This is a genomic window from uncultured Stenotrophomonas sp. (assembly GCF_963519125.1).
In the GTDB taxonomy this organism is placed as follows: Bacteria; Pseudomonadota; Gammaproteobacteria; order Xanthomonadales; family Xanthomonadaceae; genus Stenotrophomonas.
In genome coordinates, this window is sequence record NZ_CAUQLJ010000001.1 from 63,553 (window position 1) to 80,833 (window position 17,281).

16 protein-coding genes are annotated in these 17,281 nt (G+C 68.4%); 15 read left to right on the plus strand and 1 reads right to left on the minus strand.

Annotated features, from left to right (window positions below; all coding sequences use genetic code 11):
- Window positions 1-27 precede the first annotated feature (27 nt).
- Window positions 28-1,443 carry a coniferyl aldehyde dehydrogenase gene (locus tag RYM47_RS00170; RefSeq protein ID WP_315385257.1) on the plus strand — a complete coding sequence of 472 codons (1,416 nt, stop codon included), beginning with the start codon at window positions 28-30 and terminating at the stop codon, window positions 1,441-1,443.
- A 19-nt stretch (window positions 1,444-1,462) separates the two neighbouring features.
- A complete protein-coding gene (xth, locus tag RYM47_RS00175; RefSeq protein ID WP_315385258.1) occupies window positions 1,463-2,230 on the plus strand; it encodes an exodeoxyribonuclease III in 768 nt (255 codons plus the stop codon).
- Window positions 2,231-2,294: 64 nt separating this feature from the next.
- Here xth and RYM47_RS00180 read toward each other — a convergent pair whose 3' ends face one another.
- Window positions 2,295-2,546, minus strand: a complete 252-nt coding sequence (locus RYM47_RS00180) for a GlsB/YeaQ/YmgE family stress response membrane protein (protein WP_315385259.1) — start codon at window positions 2,544-2,546, stop codon at window positions 2,295-2,297.
- A 90-nt stretch (window positions 2,547-2,636) separates the two neighbouring features.
- On the opposite strand from RYM47_RS00180, the gene RYM47_RS00185 reads away from it, so the two are divergent.
- From RYM47_RS00185 to RYM47_RS00245, 13 genes are all read left to right on the plus strand, one after another.
- On the plus strand, window positions 2,637-3,236 hold the full coding sequence (locus RYM47_RS00185; protein WP_315385260.1) for a 4'-phosphopantetheinyl transferase superfamily protein: 600 nt from the start codon (window positions 2,637-2,639) through the stop codon (window positions 3,234-3,236).
- Between the two features lie 51 nt (window positions 3,237-3,287).
- Window positions 3,288-3,926 carry a 16S rRNA (guanine(527)-N(7))-methyltransferase RsmG gene (gene rsmG / locus RYM47_RS00190; protein ID WP_315385261.1) on the plus strand — a complete coding sequence of 213 codons (639 nt, stop codon included), beginning with the start codon at window positions 3,288-3,290 and terminating at the stop codon, window positions 3,924-3,926.
- 88 nt (window positions 3,927-4,014) lie between these two features.
- Window positions 4,015-4,812 carry a ParA family protein gene (locus RYM47_RS00195; RefSeq protein ID WP_315385262.1) on the plus strand — a complete coding sequence of 266 codons (798 nt, stop codon included), beginning with the start codon at window positions 4,015-4,017 and terminating at the stop codon, window positions 4,810-4,812.
- Window positions 4,812-5,735, plus strand: a complete 924-nt coding sequence (locus RYM47_RS00200) for a ParB/RepB/Spo0J family partition protein (protein ID WP_315385263.1) — start codon at window positions 4,812-4,814, stop codon at window positions 5,733-5,735. The genes RYM47_RS00195 and RYM47_RS00200 overlap by 1 nt, the downstream gene beginning before the upstream one ends.
- Window positions 5,736-5,739: 4 nt before the next feature.
- Window positions 5,740-6,705, plus strand: a complete 966-nt coding sequence (locus RYM47_RS00205) for an SDR family NAD(P)-dependent oxidoreductase (protein ID WP_315385264.1) — start codon at window positions 5,740-5,742, stop codon at window positions 6,703-6,705.
- Window positions 6,706-6,792: 87 nt separating this feature from the next.
- On the plus strand, window positions 6,793-7,515 hold the full coding sequence (locus RYM47_RS00210; protein WP_315385265.1) for a glycosyltransferase family 2 protein: 723 nt from the start codon (window positions 6,793-6,795) through the stop codon (window positions 7,513-7,515).
- Entirely contained in the window at window positions 7,515-7,862 is a 348-nt protein-coding gene (locus RYM47_RS00215) for a lipid-A-disaccharide synthase N-terminal domain-containing protein (RefSeq protein ID WP_005411648.1), read from the plus strand. Before RYM47_RS00210 ends, RYM47_RS00215 begins: the two co-directional genes overlap by 1 nt.
- Before the next feature lie 243 nt (window positions 7,863-8,105).
- Complete coding sequence (locus RYM47_RS00220) at window positions 8,106-9,878, plus strand: DUF885 family protein (RefSeq protein WP_315385271.1); 1,773 nt, start codon at window positions 8,106-8,108, stop codon at window positions 9,876-9,878.
- Window positions 9,879-10,019: 141 nt separating this feature from the next.
- Window positions 10,020-11,240: a membrane-targeted effector domain-containing toxin gene (locus tag RYM47_RS00225; RefSeq protein ID WP_315385272.1), complete on the plus strand. Its 1,221-nt coding sequence runs from the start codon at window positions 10,020-10,022 to the stop codon at window positions 11,238-11,240.
- 58 nt (window positions 11,241-11,298) lie between these two features.
- On the plus strand, window positions 11,299-11,706 hold the full coding sequence (locus RYM47_RS00230; protein WP_315385273.1) for a CopL family metal-binding regulatory protein: 408 nt from the start codon (window positions 11,299-11,301) through the stop codon (window positions 11,704-11,706).
- A 56-nt stretch (window positions 11,707-11,762) separates the two neighbouring features.
- Window positions 11,763-13,079 (plus strand): TolC family protein, encoded by a 1,317-nt coding sequence (locus RYM47_RS00235; RefSeq protein ID WP_315385274.1) that lies wholly within the window; start codon window positions 11,763-11,765, stop codon window positions 13,077-13,079.
- Complete coding sequence (locus tag RYM47_RS00240) at window positions 13,076-14,068, plus strand: efflux RND transporter periplasmic adaptor subunit (protein WP_315385276.1); 993 nt, start codon at window positions 13,076-13,078, stop codon at window positions 14,066-14,068. Before RYM47_RS00235 ends, RYM47_RS00240 begins: the two co-directional genes overlap by 4 nt.
- A 10-nt stretch (window positions 14,069-14,078) precedes the next feature.
- Entirely contained in the window at window positions 14,079-17,246 is a 3,168-nt protein-coding gene (locus tag RYM47_RS00245; protein WP_315385583.1) for a CusA/CzcA family heavy metal efflux RND transporter, read from the plus strand.
- Window positions 17,247-17,281 lie beyond the last annotated feature (35 nt).

Consider the following 17,281-nt stretch of genomic DNA (forward strand, 5'->3'; position numbering starts at 1 on the left):
TTACGGAACCATTGCTATATTCCAGCCATGGATCCCACCCACATTGCCCCCACCGCGCTGCCAGGCATCCTGCACACCCTGCGTACCGCCTGGCACGCCAACCGCCCATCGCTCGACCAGCGCCGCAACGACCTGCAGCGCCTGCGCGCCGCACTGAAATCGCGCCTACCCGAGATGGCCACGGCCATCGCCGCCGACTTCGGCCACCGCTCCACCCACGAATCGCTGATCGCCGACGGCATGACCGTGCTCAACGAGATCGACCACCTGCTGGACCATCTGCGCGGCTGGATGCGTCCACGCCGCGTCCGTGTGGGCTGGCGGTTCTGGCCGGCGCGGGCGCAGACCCGCCCGGTACCACTGGGCGTGGTCGGGGTGATCTCGCCGTGGAACTACCCGGTGAACCTGGCGCTGATTCCGCTGGCCACCGCGATTGCAGCGGGCAACCACGTCATCCTCAAACCGTCCGAACACACCCCGCGCACCAGCGTGTTCCTGCAGGACTTGCTCGCATCGGTATTTCCGGCCGACCGCGTGGCGGTGGTGCAGGGCGACGGCGACCTCGCCGCTGCGCTGTCCGGCTCACCGCTGGACCATCTGGTGTTCACCGGTTCCACCGCCGTCGGCCGCAAGGTCATGGCTGCTGCCGCCCAGCACCTGACTCCGCTCACGCTGGAACTGGGCGGCAAGTCGCCGGCCATCGTCTGCAGCGACTACCCGCTGGACAAGGCCGCCGCGCGCCTGTCCACCGGCAAGTGGTTCAATGCCGGGCAGACCTGCATCGCGCCGGACTACGTGCTGATCGACGGCCGCCGCCAGCGCGAGCTGGTGCAGCAGCTGCAGACCCAGGTGCGTGCGCGCTATGGCGACTTCAGCGACGCCGGCGACTACACCCGCATCATCCACGAGGGCCAGTACCAGCGCCTGCTCGGGTACCTGGCCCAGGCACGCGAACGCGGCGTGCCGGTGATCGAGCTGGCCACTGTCGACCCCGAGCGCGCGCGCCGCGAGCGGCTGATCGTGCCGACCATCGTGCTCGACCCGCCGACCGACCTGGACCTGATGCAGGAGGAAATCTTCGGCCCGATCCTGCCGGTGTGCGCCTATCCCGACCTGGGCGCGGCACTCGCCGAGGTGCAGGGCCGCGACCGGCCGCTGGCGATGTACGTCTTCAGCGAAAAGCGCGAGGTGGTGGAGCGAGTACTCGGCGAGGTCGTGGCCGGGGGCGTTACCGTCAACGACACCCTGCTGCACTTCGCGATCAACGGCCTGCCGTTTGGCGGGGTAGGCCCCAGTGGCATGGGCGCCTACCATGGCCGCGCCGGGTTCGACGCCATGAGCAAGCAGCTGCCGATCCTCTGGCAGTCGCGCTGGGCGGCCAGCGACCTGTTGAAGCCGCCGTATTCAAGGATTGCCGGGATGTTGAAGGCATTGGTGCGGTAGGGCCGGGTAGAATGCCCCCATGAAAATCGCCTCCTGGAACGTCAACTCCCTCAACGTGCGCCTGCCGCACCTGGAACAATGGCTCACCGCGTTCGCGCCGGACGTGGTCGGGATCCAGGAAACCAAGATGGAGGACCACAAGTTCCCTGACGCGGTGCTGGCCGGGCTTGGGTACCGCAGCGTGTTCGCCGGACAGAAGACCTACAACGGTGTGGCGCTGCTCTCGCGTGAGCCGGCCCAGGACGTGCAGATCGGCATTCCCGGCTTCGAGGACGAACAGAAGCGCGTCATCGCCGGTACGGTCAATGGGGTGCGCATCATCAACCTGTACGTGGTCAACGGCCAGGACGTGGGCACCGATAAATATGAGTACAAGCTGCGCTGGCTCGAAGCGGTGCACGCCTGGGTCGCCGCCGAACTGACGCAGTACCCGGAGCTGGTGGTGATGGGCGACTTCAACATCGCCCCGGAAGGACGCGACACCCACGACCCGCTGGTCTGGAACGAAAACCACATCCTCACCTCCACCGCCGAGCGCGGTGCGCTCAACAAGCTGCTGCAGCTGGGCCTGCACGACGCGTTCCGCCTGCACAGCGAGGAAGAGGGCGTGTTCAGCTGGTGGGACTACCGCGCCGCCGGTTTCCGCCGCAACCTGGGCCTGCGCATCGACCTGACCCTGGTCTCCGACGCACTCAAGGCGCGCGCGCTGGCCTCGGGCATCGATCGCGAGCCGCGCACCTGGGACCGGCCGAGCGACCACGCCCCGGCGTGGGTGCAGCTGGGCTGAAAAAAAGAAAAGGCCCGGCGGGTGCCGGGCCTCTTCATGACGAATCGCGCCCCGCGGTCGCTGCCTACCTGATGCTTTTGCGGGTAAACAGATTCACGATCGCGAGCAGGATCACCGCACCGATCAGCGAGTACAGGAACGACCACAACGTGATCGAGTCGTTGATGTTGCCGCCGAACAGGAACCCTGCAATCAGCGCCCCCACGATGCCGACCACGATGTTCAGGATGATGCCCTGCTGCGCGTCGCGTCGCATGATGATGCTGGCCAGCCAGCCCACGATGCCACCGACGATCAACCAGATGATGATGCCCATGTTGGTGACTCCCTCTGAGTGGATGAAGCGGCGCCAGTTGACGGCAGCCCCCGTGAAGTCCCCGTGCAGTGGGCTTGGCGAGGCATTCGCATGAGCCTGCCGGCCACCCTCGACGGCCCCTGGCGGTTCGGTCCGGTCACGGTCTGGCGGCTGCCCCACGTACCCGGCACCCGTGGCGAACCGCAGGCCCGGGTCCTGCTGGCCGAACAGTTGGGCGGCACCCCGGAAACCCTTCCGCTGCAGCGCGACCCGCGCGGTCGACCCGAACTGCATGGCCCGCTGGCGCAGATGGGGACCGGGTGGAGCCACAGCCATGGCCTGCTGCTGGTTGGGTTGGGCGACGGCGTGCGGCTGGGAGTGGACCTGGAACCGCTGCGCCCGCGCCCGCGCATGGCCGAGATCATCGAGCGCTTCTTCCACCCGGCCGAAGTGGCCTGGCTGCTCGGCCTGGACGAAGCGGCCCGCAACCACTGGTTCTTCCGGGTCTGGTGCGCCAAGGAAGCCATCCTCAAGGCGCAGGGCCAGGGCATCTCGTTTGGCCTGCACCGCCTGCAGCTGGCCCCCGGAGCGGATGGCGCGCTGCACCTGGCCTGGGCCGACCCCGAACTCGGCCCGGCCTCGCGCTGGCACCTGCACGAATGGCAGGCGGCGGCCGACTTCCGCGCCGCGCTGGCCTGGCACGCGCTCTGAACGCGCCGAATCCGCGCAGTGCGAACGGCGCCACCCTGCAATAATGGGGACATGACCGACCCCACACTTCCGCCCGCCGTAGCCACCGCGCTCGACAAAGGCCTGGCCGACATGGGCCTGGACGCCGCCTTGGCGCCGCCGCTGCTGACCTACCTGACCCTGCTCAACCGCTGGAACAAGACCTACAACCTCACCGCGATCCGTGATCCGCTGGAGATGGTCACCCGCCACCTGCTCGATTCGCTGGCGATGCAGCCGTTCCTGGAGCAGGGCACGCTGGCCGACCTCGGTACCGGGCCCGGGCTGCCGGGCATCCCGCTGGCCATCGCCCGCCCGCAGCTGCAGGTGACCCTGGTTGAAAGCAACGGCAAGAAGGCCCGCTTCATGCGCGAAGCGGTGCGCCAGCTGGGCCTGGGCAATGCCCGCGTGGCCGAGTCGCGCGCCGAAGCGCTGGCCGAGCCGGGTGCGTATGACAACCTGACCGCGCGCGCGATGGACACCCTGGCCGGCATCATCGCGGTCGGTGGTCATCTGCTCCGTCCCGGCGGTCGGTTATTGGCCATGAAGGGCGTGTACCCGCATGACGAGATCGCCCAGCTGCCCGCCGGCTGGCAGGTCGAACAGGTGCTGCCGCTCAAGGTTCCCGGCCTCACCGGCGAGCGTCATCTGGTCGTGGTGGCGGGTCCATGACGGGGGCCGGCGCGCATCTCACAGTGCATGACACGCCCTGTGACCGCATAATGCCCAGTCCCACTCCCTGCCGATGAGGCTCACCCGCATGGCCCGCATCATCGCCATCGCCAACCAGAAAGGTGGCGTCGGCAAGACCACGACTGCCGTCAATCTGGCCGCCGCCCTGGCTGCTGCACCCAAGCGCGTGCTGCTGGTCGACCTCGATTCCCAGGGCAATGCGACCATGGGCAGCGGCGTGGACAAGCGCGAAGTGGCCGCCTCCACCTGCGACCTGCTGCTCGGCGAGAGCACCGCGGCGGAGATCCGGGTGACCACCCCGGAAGGCTTCGACCTGCTGCCGGGCAACATCGACCTGACCGCCGCCGAGATCCAGCTGATGGACCAGGGCGAGCGCGAACAGCGCCTCAAGCGCGCGCTGGCGCCGATCCAGGGCGAGTACGACTTCATCCTGATCGACTGTCCGCCGGCACTGTCGCTGCTGACCCTCAACGCCTTGGCCGCCGCCGATTCGGTGATCGTGCCGATGCAGTGCGAGTACTACGCGCTGGAAGGCCTGAGCGCGCTGGTGGAAACCATCGACGCCCTGCGCGCCAACCTCAATCCCAGCCTGGAGATCGAGGGCGTGCTGCGCACCATGTTCGACGTGCGCAACAACCTGGCCAACGCCGTCTCGGCTGAACTGACCGACCACTTCGGCGACCGCGTGTTCCGCACCATCGTGCCGCGCAACGTGCGCCTGGCCGAGGCGCCCAGCCACGGACAGAGCATTGTCGGCTACGACCGCGCCTCGCGCGGCGGCGTGGCCTACCTCGGCCTGGCCGGCGAAATCATCCGCCGCCACCACCAACGCAACACGGCCGGCACGGCCATGGAGACCGCCTGATGAGCAGCAAGCCCGCCCCCGGCAAGAAACGCGGCCTCGGCCGTGGCCTCGATGCGCTGCTGGGGCCCAAGGGCGCGGTGACACAGGTGCAGGCCGCTGCGGTGGTCGAACCACTGCCGGGTGAAGTGCTGCGCAGGCTGCCGGTCCAGCATCTGCAGCCGGGCAAGTACCAGCCGCGTCGCGAGATGGACGAAACCAAGCTCGCCGAGCTGGCCGAGTCGATCAAGGCGCAGGGCGTGATCCAGCCGATCCTGGTCCGCCAGCTCGGCCCGGACAGCTTCGAGATCGTGGCCGGCGAACGCCGCTGGCGCGCCTCGCAGCTGGCAGGCCTGGACGAAGTGCCGGTGGTGGTGCGCGAGCTGGAAGACCGCACCGTCATCGCGATGGCGCTGATCGAGAACATCCAGCGCGAAGACCTCAACCCGCTTGAAGAAGCCGAAGCGCTGCAGCGGTTGATCAGCGAGTTCGCGCTGACCCACGCCGAGGCCGCCCAGGCCGTAGGCCGCTCGCGCGCTTCGGTGTCCAACCTGCTGCGCCTGCTGGAACTGCCGGTGGCGATCCGCCTGCTGCTGGAAACCCGCCGGCTGGAAATGGGGCATGCCCGCGCGCTGCTGACCCTGGCCCCCGAACTGGCCAGCAAGCTGGCCCAGGAAGCGGCCGACCAGGGCTGGTCGGTGCGTGAAGTCGAACACCGTGCGCAGCAGTTCGCCGCCGGCAAGGTGCCCGCCAACCTGCGCAGGAAGCCCAGTGCCAGCGCCCCGCAGGCCGACATCGCGTCGCTGGAGACCGAGCTGTCCGAATCGCTGGGCGCACGCGTGGCGATCAACCACGGCCGTGGCGGCAAGGGCAAGCTGATCATCCATTACACCGACCTGGACACCCTGGACGGCGTGCTCGAAAAGCTGCGCGTCCGCAAGGACTGAGGCAATGACCGTCCTTGTCACCGGCGCGGCAGGCTTCATCGGCGCCTACACCGTGCGTGTCCTGCTCGATGCCGGGCACCGGGTGGTCGGGCTGGACAACTACAACGACTACTACGATCCGCAGCTCAAGCGCGACCGCGTAGCGGCGCTGTGTCCGGACGCCGACATCCGCGTGCTCGACCTCACCGACCGCGACGGCTTGGCCGCGCTGTTCGACGAGGTGCAGCCCAGCCGCGTGATCCACCTCGCCGCCCAGGCCGGGGTGCGCTATTCGCTGGAAAACCCGCACGCCTACGTCGACAGCAACCTGACCGGGTTCGTCAACATGCTGGAGCTGTGCCGCCATCGCGGCGTGGCCCACCTGGTGTATGCCTCCAGCAGTTCGGTATACGGCGATTCGGCCACCCCGCCGTTCTCCGAAGACCAGCGCATCGACAAGCCGCGCTCGCTGTATGCCGCGACCAAGGCCGCCAACGAGCTGATGGCCTACACCTACGCGCAGCTGTACGGCCTGCACGCCACCGGCCTGCGCTTCTTCACCGTGTACGGCCCGTGGGGCCGCCCGGACATGGCACCGCTGCTGTTCTCGCGCGCAGTATTGGCTGGACGCCCGATCGAGGTGTTCAACGAAGGCCGCATGCAGCGCGACTTCACACATGTTTCCGACATCGTGGCCGGTATCCTCGGCGCGCTGGCGCATCCGTCCAGCGACGACGTGCCGCACCGCGTGTTCAACCTGGGCAACCACACCCCGGTCGAGCTGGAACATTTCATCGGGGTCATCGAGGCCGCCGCAGGATGCCCGGCGCAAAAGGTGTACAAGCCGATGCAGCCCGGCGACATGGTCCGCACCATGGCCGACACCCATCGCGCCCATGACGCGTTTGGCTATGAGCCGGCCACGCCCATCGAGCGCGGCCTGCCGCCGGTCGTCGCCTGGTGCCGCGAATATTTCGGGGTTCGCGCCTGACTCACATCGTCAGGTTCATCTTCGGATAACCTTGATTGCGGAAAATGCGCGCTCTTTTTCACTCCTGGCCCCTCGCAGAGCCCGAACATGAGCCAACCCCAGTTGTCGGTCGTCGTCCCGGTGTTCAATGAGCGCGACAACGTACAGCCGCTGATCGACGAGATCACCGCTGCGCTACGCGGCCACATCGCGTTCGAGATCCTCTACATCGACGACCATTCGCGCGACGACACCCTGGCCGTGCTCGAAGCGCTCAAGGCGACCACCCCGGAACTGCGGGTGCTGCACCATGTCACCCAGAGCGGGCAGAGCACGGCGGTGCGCAACGGGGTCAAGCAGGCGCGCGCGCCATGGATCGCCACCCTGGACGGCGATGGCCAGAATGATCCGGCCGACATTCCCGGACTGTTGACCGCCCGTGCCGGCGCCGACGCGCAGGTCAAACTGTTCGCCGGGTGGCGCGTGAACCGCCAGGACAGCGGCAGCAAGCGCTGGGCCAGCAAGTGGGCCAACGCGATCCGCGCGCGCATGCTGCGCGACGACACCCCCGATACCGGCTGCGGCATCAAGCTGTTCGAGCGTGCCGCGTTCCTCGACCTGCCGTACTTCGACCACATGCACCGCTACCTGCCGGCGCTGATGCAGCGCGCCGGCTGGAAGACCACCAGCGTGCCGGTCAACCACCGCCACCGCACCGCCGGCGTGTCCAAGTACAACAACCTGGGCCGCGCGCTGGTCGGCATCCGCGACCTGCGCGGCGTGGCGTGGCTGATCACCCGCAGCAAGCGCACCGCGGTGGAGGAGCGTTGATGGACCTGGAGCTGCACTGGCTGGACCAGCCGCTGACCTGGCTGTACTGGACCGGCCTGCATGTGACCGGCTGGAAGCTGATCGGCTATACCGGCGCGCTGATGTTCGGTGGCCGCTGGCTGGTCCAGTTCATCGCGTCCAAGCGTGCGGGCAAGCCGGTGATCCCGCGGCTGTTCTGGTACATGAGCGTGGTCGGCAGCCTGATGACGCTGAGCTACTTCCTGTTCTCGGCCAAGCAGGACTCGGTGGGCGTGCTGCAGAACCTGTTCCCGGCGTTCACCGCGCTGTACAGCCTGCAGCTGGACATCAAGCACCGGGGCTGGAAGCGGGACAGGGCCAGCCACTAGGTCTCCGGTAGATGCCGACCTTGGTCGGCGCTGGGTTTGGGGCCAACCAAGGTTGGCCGCTACCAGGTCCCGGTCGGCCACGCTACGGTAGATGCCGACCTTGGTCGGCGCTGGGTTTGGGGGGCCAACCCAGGTTGGCCGCTACCGGGGCCCCGGTCCGCTGCGCAGGCAGGACCTTCGTCCCATGCCATGGGCCGTGGGCGGTGCCATCATCGGGGTCTGCCTTCCCGGGAACCTGTGCTCGTGAAAACCCGTCTTGCCGTTGCCCTGCTGATCGTCCTGTCCGCCCCTGCTGTGGCCCTGGCCGCGCCGCCCGCCACCGTCGCACCGGCCAGCGTGGCCACCGAATCGCCCGCCGATGCCGCCTTCCGCGCGCTGTACGAGAAGGAATGGAAGTGGCGCCAGGATGGCGGCGGCGAGGCCAGCGAGGACGAAGACGCCCCGGCCAATGCCACCCGCATGCCCGACGTCGGCCCGGCCGCGCAGCAGGCGCGCCTGAAGGTGTGGGACGAGACCCTCGCCGCGCTGAAGAAGATCGATCCGAAGACCCTGTCGCCCGACAACCAGGTCAACTACGCGATCTACCGCGATCAGGTATTCAACCTGGCCGAAGAGACGCGCCTGCGCGGCTACGAGATGCCGTTCAATGCCGACTCCTCGTTCTGGTCCAACCTGTCCTTCATGGCGCGGCGCGAGATGAAGACCGTGCAGGACTACCAGAACTACATCGCACGGCTGAACGATGTGCCGCGTTACTTCGGCCAGCAGACCGAAAACATGCGCGCCGGCCTGAAGCGCGGCTTCAGCGTGCCGCGCGCGGTGCTCGATGGCCGCGAAGTGTCCATCGCCACCGTCGCCGAGTTGAAGGACCCGACCGAATCGCCGCTGTACGCGCCGTTCAAGAAGCTGCCCAACACCGTTCCGGCGGCAGAACAGGCCAGGCTGCAGGCGCAGGCGCGTGAAGCGATCAGTGGCAAGGTGGTGCCCGCGTTCCAGCAGCTGCGCACCTTCTTCGTCAACGAATACGTGCCTCAGGCGCGTACCACCCTGGCCGCCGAAGCGATGCCGGACGGCAAGGCGTACTACAAGCAGCAGATCCACGAATACACCACGCTGGACCTGTCGCCGGACGAGATCCACCGCATCGGCCTGGATGAAGTGGCACGCATCCAGAAGGAAATGAACGACATCATCAAGCAGGTGAAGTTCAAGGGCAGCTTCGCCGAGTTCCTGACCTTCCTGCGCACCGACCCGCAGTTCTATGCGAAGACGCCGGAAGAGCTGCTGTCGCGTGCCGCGTGGATCTCCAAGCGCGCAGACGGCCAGCTTGGCAAGTACATGACGTTGCCGCGCGCGCGCTTCACCATCGTGCCGGTGCCGCCGGACATCGCCCCGTTCTGGACCGCCGGCCGTGGCGGCATGGGCACCTACTGGGTGAACACCTACAACCTGCCGGCGCGGCCGCTGTACAACCTGCCCGCACTGACCCTGCACGAGTCCGATCCGGGCCATGCGCTGCAGGGCGCGCTGGCCGCCGAGCAGGGCGAACAGCCCGAGTTCCGCCGCAACGCCTACATTTCCGCGTACGGCGAAGGCTGGGGCCTGTACAGCGAACGGCTCGGCATTGAGATGGGCATCTACGAAACCCCGTACGAGGACTTCGGGCGCCTGACTTATGAAATGTGGCGTGCCGCACGCTTGGTCATCGACACCGGCGTGCACCACAAGGGTTGGACCCGCGAGCAGGCGCTGGCCTACCTGCGCGACCACACCGCGCTGAGCGAACACGAAGTCACCACCGAAGTGGACCGCTACATCTCCTGGCCGGGCCAGGCGCTGAGCTACAAGCTGGGTGAGATCGCGATCGTGCGCCTGCGCGGCGAAGCCGAGAAGGCATTGGGCGACCGCTTCGACGTCAAGGCCTTCCACGACGCCGTGCTCAAGCAGGGCTCGGTGCCGCTGCCGGTGCTCGATGCGCAGATCCGCGCGTACATCGACGCGAACCGCGCTCCCTGATGTCGGCAACGGCCATTGCCGATGTGCGCTGGCGCACGCATCGGCACATGGCCTTCCGGCACGTTGCCGAAACTGCTTAGCGCATCGCAGTGTGCGCGAGGCAGATGATTAGGCTGGTCGACCCCCACAAGGAGTTCGACCATGCTGGATGCCCTGTCCGCACTGAAGTACCGTTTGATTTCGTCGTTCACCCCGCAGCGGGGACATCGACGCGCAGCGGCCGCGCTGCGCCTGCTCGAGGTCAACAATCGCACCCGCGTTCGCAGCGCGACGCATCTGCCGGGCACGCCCCCTCCGCGCCCGCCCAAGCCTGATTCGCTGCAGCGCTTCGCCCTGCCGTCCGGGCATGTGCAGCTGCTGGTCCCGTTGATGCAGAAATACCGCCGCCTGCTCGACTCGCAGTACGCGATGCCGCTGCAGGACCGCGACCAGGGCCGGGCGCTGGAGACCTTCTTCACCACGCGCGCCCAGCTGGTGGATGCCGCGCTGGGTGCGCCCGCACACGCTCTCGGCGTGCGCCGCCCGTGGCCGGACCTTTCGCCGCCGTCCAGCCACGCCAGACTGCTGGAACGGCTGTTCCAGTGCTCCCACGGCCTGGTGATCGGCGAAAACCACGCTGCCCAAGGCAGCAAGCGCCTGTTGATCGATCACATGGCCGAGCTGCGCAGGCTCGGGATCACCACGCTGTACCTGGAGCACATGCAGAGCGACCTTCACCAGGACGACCTCGACAGGCTGCATGCCACCGGCGTCCTGGCGCCCGGACTGGACCGGTTCCTGGCCGGGCAGGACGCGGGGCACAACACCCATGCGGCGACCGGTGCCACGTTCCGTGCCCTGGTGCAGGCCGCCGCCCAGGCGGGCATCCGCATCGTCGCGCTGGACCTGATGGCCAGCTACCACCTGGGCGGTGCACAGGGCGCGACCGCGTTGGATTCGCTCGAGCTGCGCATCAAGGTCATGAACCATGTCGCTGCGCAGCGCATCGCGCACGACCAACGGCAGCAGCGCGCCCACGCGCCCGCGCAGCGCTGGGTGGCGCTCGTCGGCGACGCGCACGCCGGCGACTTCAACGACACGGTCGGGCTGGCTGAACGCTTGGGCGTGCCGAGCCTGCGGGTGGAGGACATCAGTCCGTCGTTCTCGCAGCGGGTGCGGGTCGGCAGCGACCCGGTACGCACCGTGCCCGGCAGCCTGGGCCGCACGGAGGGCACGGTGCAGTGCGATTATCTGCTGCAGGTACCGGCCCGCGACGGTCGCGCGCGAAAGGCCACGCCGGGTCCGTGCAGCGCGGCCGAAGCCCTGCGCCAGCACGAGCAGCACCAGGCCCGCTACACCCCGGCACGCGCGCACACGGCATGAACGGCCGCGCCCGCTGCGATTGTGTAACGGCGCTTGGCGCAGCTACCCTGCGCCGATGATGTCCCGCCTGCGCCGCCACCTGCCGTTGCCGCTCCGCCTGCTGATGCTGGTGGTGCTGCTGCTTGGCACGGCCGGCGGTGCGCTGGCCTCGGCGCTGGGCGACCTGCACGCGCTGTCGCATGCCGACGTGACCGGGCAGGCGCATGCGGCGTCGCATGCGTCGACGCCGGACGCAGCATCGGACGACGATGCCGATGCCAATCACGACGAAGACGACAACGGCACGCGCCTGCTGCACGCGCTGGTCCATTGCGGGCAGTGCCACGGCCACGGCGGCGTGCTGCCGCTGGCGTCCCCGGCCTGGTCGCTGCCGGCGGCACCCGCGCATGGGGTGCCCACCGCGCTGACCGCGCAGCTGCTGGCGCAGCCGCCGGAGAGCCTGCTGCGCCCCCCGATAGCGGTGTGATGCCACGCGGCGCGATGCCGCGGCTTCACCTTTGAATCGCTTTCTGGAGATTCCCCATGTGGATGCGTCTGGCAGCCGTTGCTGCCATTGCGTTCGTGCCGTGCGCGCATGCGCAGGGCAGCACGCCTGCTACCCCGTTCGTTGATGTCCCTCCCGCCGTCGCCGTACCGTCGGCCACCCCGCTCAGCCTGGACCAGGCCATCGCCCGCGTCGCGCGGCAGCACCCGGACCTGCGCCTGGCCGATGCCCAGCGCCCGATCTGGGAGGCTCGCCGCGACGCCGCCGCCTTCGGCCCGCCGCTGACCGTCGGCGTTGAGCTGGAAAATGCACTTGGAAGTGGCGCCAGCCGCGGCTTCGACGCCGCCGAACTCACCGTCACCCTGGCCGGCGTGCTGGAGCGTGGCGGCAAGCTCGACGCCCGCCGCGTGCTGGCCCAGGCCAACCTCGACGCCCTGGCGCCGCAGCGCGAAATCGCCCGCCTGGACCTGATGGCGGCAGTGGCACAACGCTACCTGGCCATCACTGAAGCGCGCGCGCAGCTGGCCATCGCCCGGACCGACATCGAACAGCGTCGCCGCGCCGTCGCCGCCGCACGACTTCGGTTGCAGGCCGGCGCGTCGCCCGAATCGGTGTTGCTGACCGCCCAGGCGATGCTGGCCCAGGCCGAGGTGGACCGCGACCGCGCGCAACAGGCCGACCGCGCGGCGCGCGTGGCACTGGCTGCGTTGTGGCGCGAGCGCGAACCCGGCTTCGACGTGGTCAGCGGCGACCCGCTGCAGCTGCCCGCGCTGCAGCCGTTCGGCGTGCTCGCAGAGGAACTGCAGCGCACCCCGGAACTGGCGGTGCTGGCTGGCGAACGTCGGATACGCGACGCGCAGCTGCAACTGGCGCGCACCCAGGCGCGGCCGGACGTCAGCTGGCAGGTGGGCGTGCGCAACAGCCGCGACAGCCGCGACACCTCGCTGGTCGGCGGCTTCAGCCTGCCGCTGGGCAGCGTGGCGCGCGCCGCGCCCGAGATCCGCGCCGCCGAAGCCGAACTCGCGCTCAATGGCGTCGAGCGCGAAGCGCGTGCGCTGCAGCTGTACGCCACGTTGGCGCAGGCGCATGGCCGCTACGAAACCTCGCGGCTGGAAGTGGCGCGGATGGCGCGCGATGTGCTGCCGCAGCTGCAGCGCGCTGAGAATGCGGCCGAGAAGGCCTGGCGCGCAGGGGCCATCAGCTACATGGAATGGGCCCAGCTGCAGGCCATGCGCATCGAAGCGCGACAGCGTCAGCTGGACGCTGCCATTTCCGCGCAGACCGGCCTGATCGAAATCCAACGCCTTACCGGGCAGAGCATGCTCGCCCCCACGTCAGAGGAAGACCGCCCATGAACACGTCCATTACTGCGCGGGCATCGCGCATTGCCTTCCTGCTGCTGTGCCTGTCTGCGCTGTCGGGCTGTGGCAGGGATTCGGCGTCGGCTGCCGGGGAGGGCGAGCGTGACGGGCACGCCGAGGACACGCATGGCGTGTCGCTACCCGGGGACGACCATGAGGACGCGCCGGAAAGCACGGTCATTCCCGCTGCCATGGCCGAACAATCCGGCATCCGTGTCGCGCCGGTGGCGGCCGGCACCATTGCCGACGAGCACGACGTGCAGGGCCTGCTGACCCCGGTGGACGGACGCGTGGCCCAGGTGATGGCGCGCTTCCCCGGTCCGATCCGCTCGCTGCGCGCCAACGTCGGCGACAAGGTCCAGGCCGGCCAGGTCCTGGCCAGCATCGAAAGCAACCTCAGCCTCACCACCTATACGGTGAGCGCGCCGATCAGCGGCGTGGTGCTGGCCCGCCAGGCCCAGGTCGGCGGGGTGGCAGGCGAGGGCACCCCGCTGTTCGAAGTCGGCGACCTGTCCACGCTGTGGGTGGATCTGCACATCTTCGGCAACGACACCCAGCACATCACCGCCGGCGTGCCAGTCACCGTGTCGCGCATGACCGACGGCGTCACCCAGTCCACGACGCTGGAACGCGTGCTGCCAGGCACCGCCACCGCCAGCCAGAGCACGGTGGCCCGTGCCACCCTGCGCAACGACGACGGCCTGTGGCGACCGGGCGCGGCGGTGAAGGCGCGCATCGTAGTGGCGACCCGGCCGGCCGCGCAGGTGGTGCCGCTGAGCGCGCTGCAGACGCTGGACGGCAAGGACGTGGTCTTCGTGCGCACGGGCGACACCTACACCGCGCGCACGGTGCGGCTCGGGGCGCGCGACGCCACCCAGGTCGAAGTGCTTGACGGCCTGGCCGTGGGCGAGAGCGTGGTCGTCGAACAGAGCTACGTGGTGAAGGCCGACATCGGCAAGGCGGGGGCCGCGCATGAGCACTGAACGCCCCGCGTTGCTTGAACGCATCATCGCCACGTCGATCGCACATCGCTGGCTGATGATGATCCTTACCCTTGCGCTGATCGTGGTGGGGGTGTGGAGCTTCACCAGGCTGCCGATCGATGCCACCCCGGACATCACCAACGTCCAGGTGCAGATCAACACCGCCGCGCCCGGCTACTCGCCGCTGGAAGCAGAACAGCGCATCACGTATCCCGTGGAAACGGTGATGGCCGGCCTGCCGCGCATGGAACAGGCGCGCTCGCTGTCGCGCTATGGGCTGTCGCAGGTCACCGTGGTGTTCGAGGACGGCACCGACATCTACTTCGCGCGACAGCAGGTCGCCGAACGCCTGCAGCAGGTGAAATCGCAGATCCCGGTCGGTCTTGACCCGCAGCTGGGGCCGATCTCCACCGGCCTCGGCGAGATCTTCATGTACACCCTCGACGCCGATCCGGCGGCGCGCAAACCCGATGGCAGTGCCTACACCGCCACCGACCTGCGCACCCTGCAGGACTGGGTGATCCGCCCGCAGCTGCGCAATGTTCCGGGGGTGACCGAGGTCAACACCATCGGCGGGTTCCAGCGCCAGGTGCACATCACGCCCGACCCGGCGCGGCTGCGCGCGCTGGGCTTCACCCTGGAAGACGTGGCCCAGGCGGTGGAAAGCAACAACCAGAATGTCGGCGCCGGCTACATCGAACGCAACGGCCAGCAGTTCCTGGTGCGCATTCCCGGCCAGGTCGCCAACCTGGAGGAGATCGGCAACATCGTGTTGGCCCGTCGCGAAGGCGTGCCGATCCATGTGCACGACGTGGCCGAGGTCGCCGATGGACCCGAGCTGCGCAGCGGCGCGGCCACCCAGAACGGGCATGAAGTGGTGATGGGCACGGTGGTGATGCTGATCGGTGCCAACAGCCGTGAAGTGGCGCAAGCCGCCGCAGCGAAGCTGGAGCAGGCGCAGCGCAGCCTGCCCGAAGGCGTCACTGTCAGCGCCAGCTACGACCGCACCGCGCTGGTCGATCGCACCATCCAGACCGTGGCCAAGAACCTGATCGAAGGCGCGCTGCTGGTGATCGTGGTGTTGTTCCTGCTGCTGGGCAACTTCCGCGCCGCCCTGATCACCGCCGCAGTGATTCCGCTGGCCATGCTGTTCACCCTCACCGGCATGGCGCGCGGCGGAGTCTCGGCCAACCTGATGAGCCTGGGCGCATTGGACTTCGGCCTGATCGTCGACGGCGCGGTCATCATCATCGAAAACTGCCTGCGCCGCTTCGGCGAACGCCAGCATGCACTCGGTCGGGCCATGACCCGTGAGGAACGATTCGCCGAAACCGCCAGCGCCACCGCCGAAGTGATCCGCCCCAGCCTGTTCGGGCTGGGCATCATCACCGCGGTGTACCTGCCGATCTTCGCGCTGTCGGGGGTGGAAGGAAAAATGTTCCACCCCATGGCGATCACCGTGGTGCTGGCGCTCAGCGGCGCGATGGTGCTGGCGCTGACGTTCGTGCCTGCCGCCATCGCGCTGTTCCTGGGCGGCAACGTGCAGGAAAAGGAGAACCGCGTGATGGCCTGGGTGCGTCGCCGCTACCAGCCACTGCTGGCGTTCTCGCTGCGGCGCGGTCGCTGGATGGTCGCCGGTGCGCTGGTGCTGGTGGTCGGATGCGGCCTGCTGGCCACCCGCCTGGGCAGCGAGTTCGTGCCGAATCTGGACGAGGGCGACGTGGCCATGCATGCCATGCGCATTCCCGGCACCAGCCTGAGCCAGTCCATCGAGATGCAGAAGCTGATCGAGAACCGGCTCGTGCAGTTCCCTGAAGTGAACAAGGTGTTTTCCAAGATCGGCACGCCCGAGGTAGCCTCCGACCCGATGCCGCCGTCGGTGGCCGACACCTTCATCATGATGAAACCGCGCGGGGACTGGCCGGACCCACGCAAGCCGCGCGCCACCCTGCTCGCGGAGCTGGAAAAGGCGGTGGAACAGCTGCCCGGCAACAACTACGAGTTCACCCAGCCGATCCAGATGCGCACCAACGAGCTGATCTCGGGCGTGCGTGCCGACGTGGCGGTGATGTTGTTCGGTGACGACCTGGACACCCTGTTGTCGGTAGGCAAGCGCATCGCCACCGTAGCCGGCAGCGTGCCGGGCGCAGCCGATGTGCGGGTAGAGGAAACCAGTGGCCTGCCGCTGCTCACCGTGACCCCGAACCGCAGCGCGCTGGCCGGGTACGGGCTCAATCCCGGCCAGGTGCAGTCGACCGTGGCCACGGCGGTGGGTGGTCAGGTGGCCGGCCAGCTGTTCGAAGGCGACCGCCGCTTCGACATCGTGGTGCGCCTGCCCGAGGCGCTGCGCCAGGACCCGGCCGCGCTCGCCGACTTGCCGGTCTCGCTTGCCCCGGCGCTGGAAGGCGATGCCGATGAGTCCAGCCTGGGTGGCGGCTGGACCAGCGGCAGCGCACGCACCGTGCCACTGCGCGAGCTGGCCACCCTGGCCAACAGCGAAGGACCGAACCAGATCAACCGCGAGAACGGCAAGCGCCGCATCGTGGTCACCGCCAACGTGCGTGACCGCGACCTGGGCAGTTTCGTCAGCGACCTGCAGCAGGCCATCACCCGCGACGTGCAGGTCCCCAACGGCTACTGGATCGAGTACGGCGGCAGCTTCGAGCAGCTGATCTCGGCCAGCCAGCGCCTGGCGATCGTGGTGCCGGTCACGTTGATCGTGATCTTCGCGCTGCTGTTCTGGGCGTTCGGATCGGTCAAGGACGCGGCCATCGTGTTCAGTGGCGTACCCCTCGCCCTCACCGGCGGTGTGCTCGCGCTGGCCGCGCGCGGCATTCCGCTGTCGATCTCGGCTGGCGTTGGCTTCATCGCGCTGTCAGGCGTGGCTGTGCTCAACGGCCTGGTGATGATCAGCTTCGTGCGCAGCCTGCGCGAAGGTGGCATGCCGCTGCTCGATGCGGTGCGAGAAGGAGCACTCGGTCGCCTGCGCCCGGTGCTGATGACCGCGTTGGTGGCATCACTCGGCTTCGTGCCGATGGCGTTCAACGTCGGCGCCGGCTCGGAAGTGCAGCGCCCGCTGGCCACGGTAGTGATCGGCGGCATCGTCTCCTCCACGCTGCTCACCCTGCTGGTGCTGCCGGTGCTGTACCGGTGGTTGCACAGGAAGGAACCGTCCTGACAGGGGCAAAACGACCGCTCATGAAAAAGCCGCCT

Bases quoted from the DNA above. Each gene is read 5' to 3' on its own strand.
- RYM47_RS00170 (WP_315385257.1), top strand. From the start codon at position 28: ATGGATCCCACCCACATTGCCCCCACCGCGCTGCCAGGCATCCTGCAC.
- xth (WP_315385258.1), top strand. From the start codon at position 1,463: ATGAAAATCGCCTCCTGGAACGTCAACTCCCTCAACGTGCGCCTGCCG.
- RYM47_RS00180 (WP_315385259.1), bottom strand. From the start codon at position 2,546: ATGGGCATCATCATCTGGTTGATCGTCGGTGGCATCGTGGGCTGGCTG.
- RYM47_RS00185 (WP_315385260.1), top strand. From the start codon at position 2,637: ATGAGCCTGCCGGCCACCCTCGACGGCCCCTGGCGGTTCGGTCCGGTC.
- rsmG (WP_315385261.1), top strand. From the start codon at position 3,288: ATGACCGACCCCACACTTCCGCCCGCCGTAGCCACCGCGCTCGACAAA.
- RYM47_RS00195 (WP_315385262.1), top strand. From the start codon at position 4,015: ATGGCCCGCATCATCGCCATCGCCAACCAGAAAGGTGGCGTCGGCAAG.
- RYM47_RS00200 (WP_315385263.1), top strand. From the start codon at position 4,812: ATGAGCAGCAAGCCCGCCCCCGGCAAGAAACGCGGCCTCGGCCGTGGC.
- RYM47_RS00205 (WP_315385264.1), top strand. From the start codon at position 5,740: ATGACCGTCCTTGTCACCGGCGCGGCAGGCTTCATCGGCGCCTACACC.
- RYM47_RS00210 (WP_315385265.1), top strand. From the start codon at position 6,793: ATGAGCCAACCCCAGTTGTCGGTCGTCGTCCCGGTGTTCAATGAGCGC.
- RYM47_RS00215 (WP_005411648.1), top strand. From the start codon at position 7,515: ATGGACCTGGAGCTGCACTGGCTGGACCAGCCGCTGACCTGGCTGTAC.
- RYM47_RS00225 (WP_315385272.1), top strand. From the start codon at position 10,020: ATGCTGGATGCCCTGTCCGCACTGAAGTACCGTTTGATTTCGTCGTTC.
- RYM47_RS00230 (WP_315385273.1), top strand. From the start codon at position 11,299: ATGTCCCGCCTGCGCCGCCACCTGCCGTTGCCGCTCCGCCTGCTGATG.
- RYM47_RS00235 (WP_315385274.1), top strand. From the start codon at position 11,763: ATGTGGATGCGTCTGGCAGCCGTTGCTGCCATTGCGTTCGTGCCGTGC.
- RYM47_RS00240 (WP_315385276.1), top strand. From the start codon at position 13,076: ATGAACACGTCCATTACTGCGCGGGCATCGCGCATTGCCTTCCTGCTG.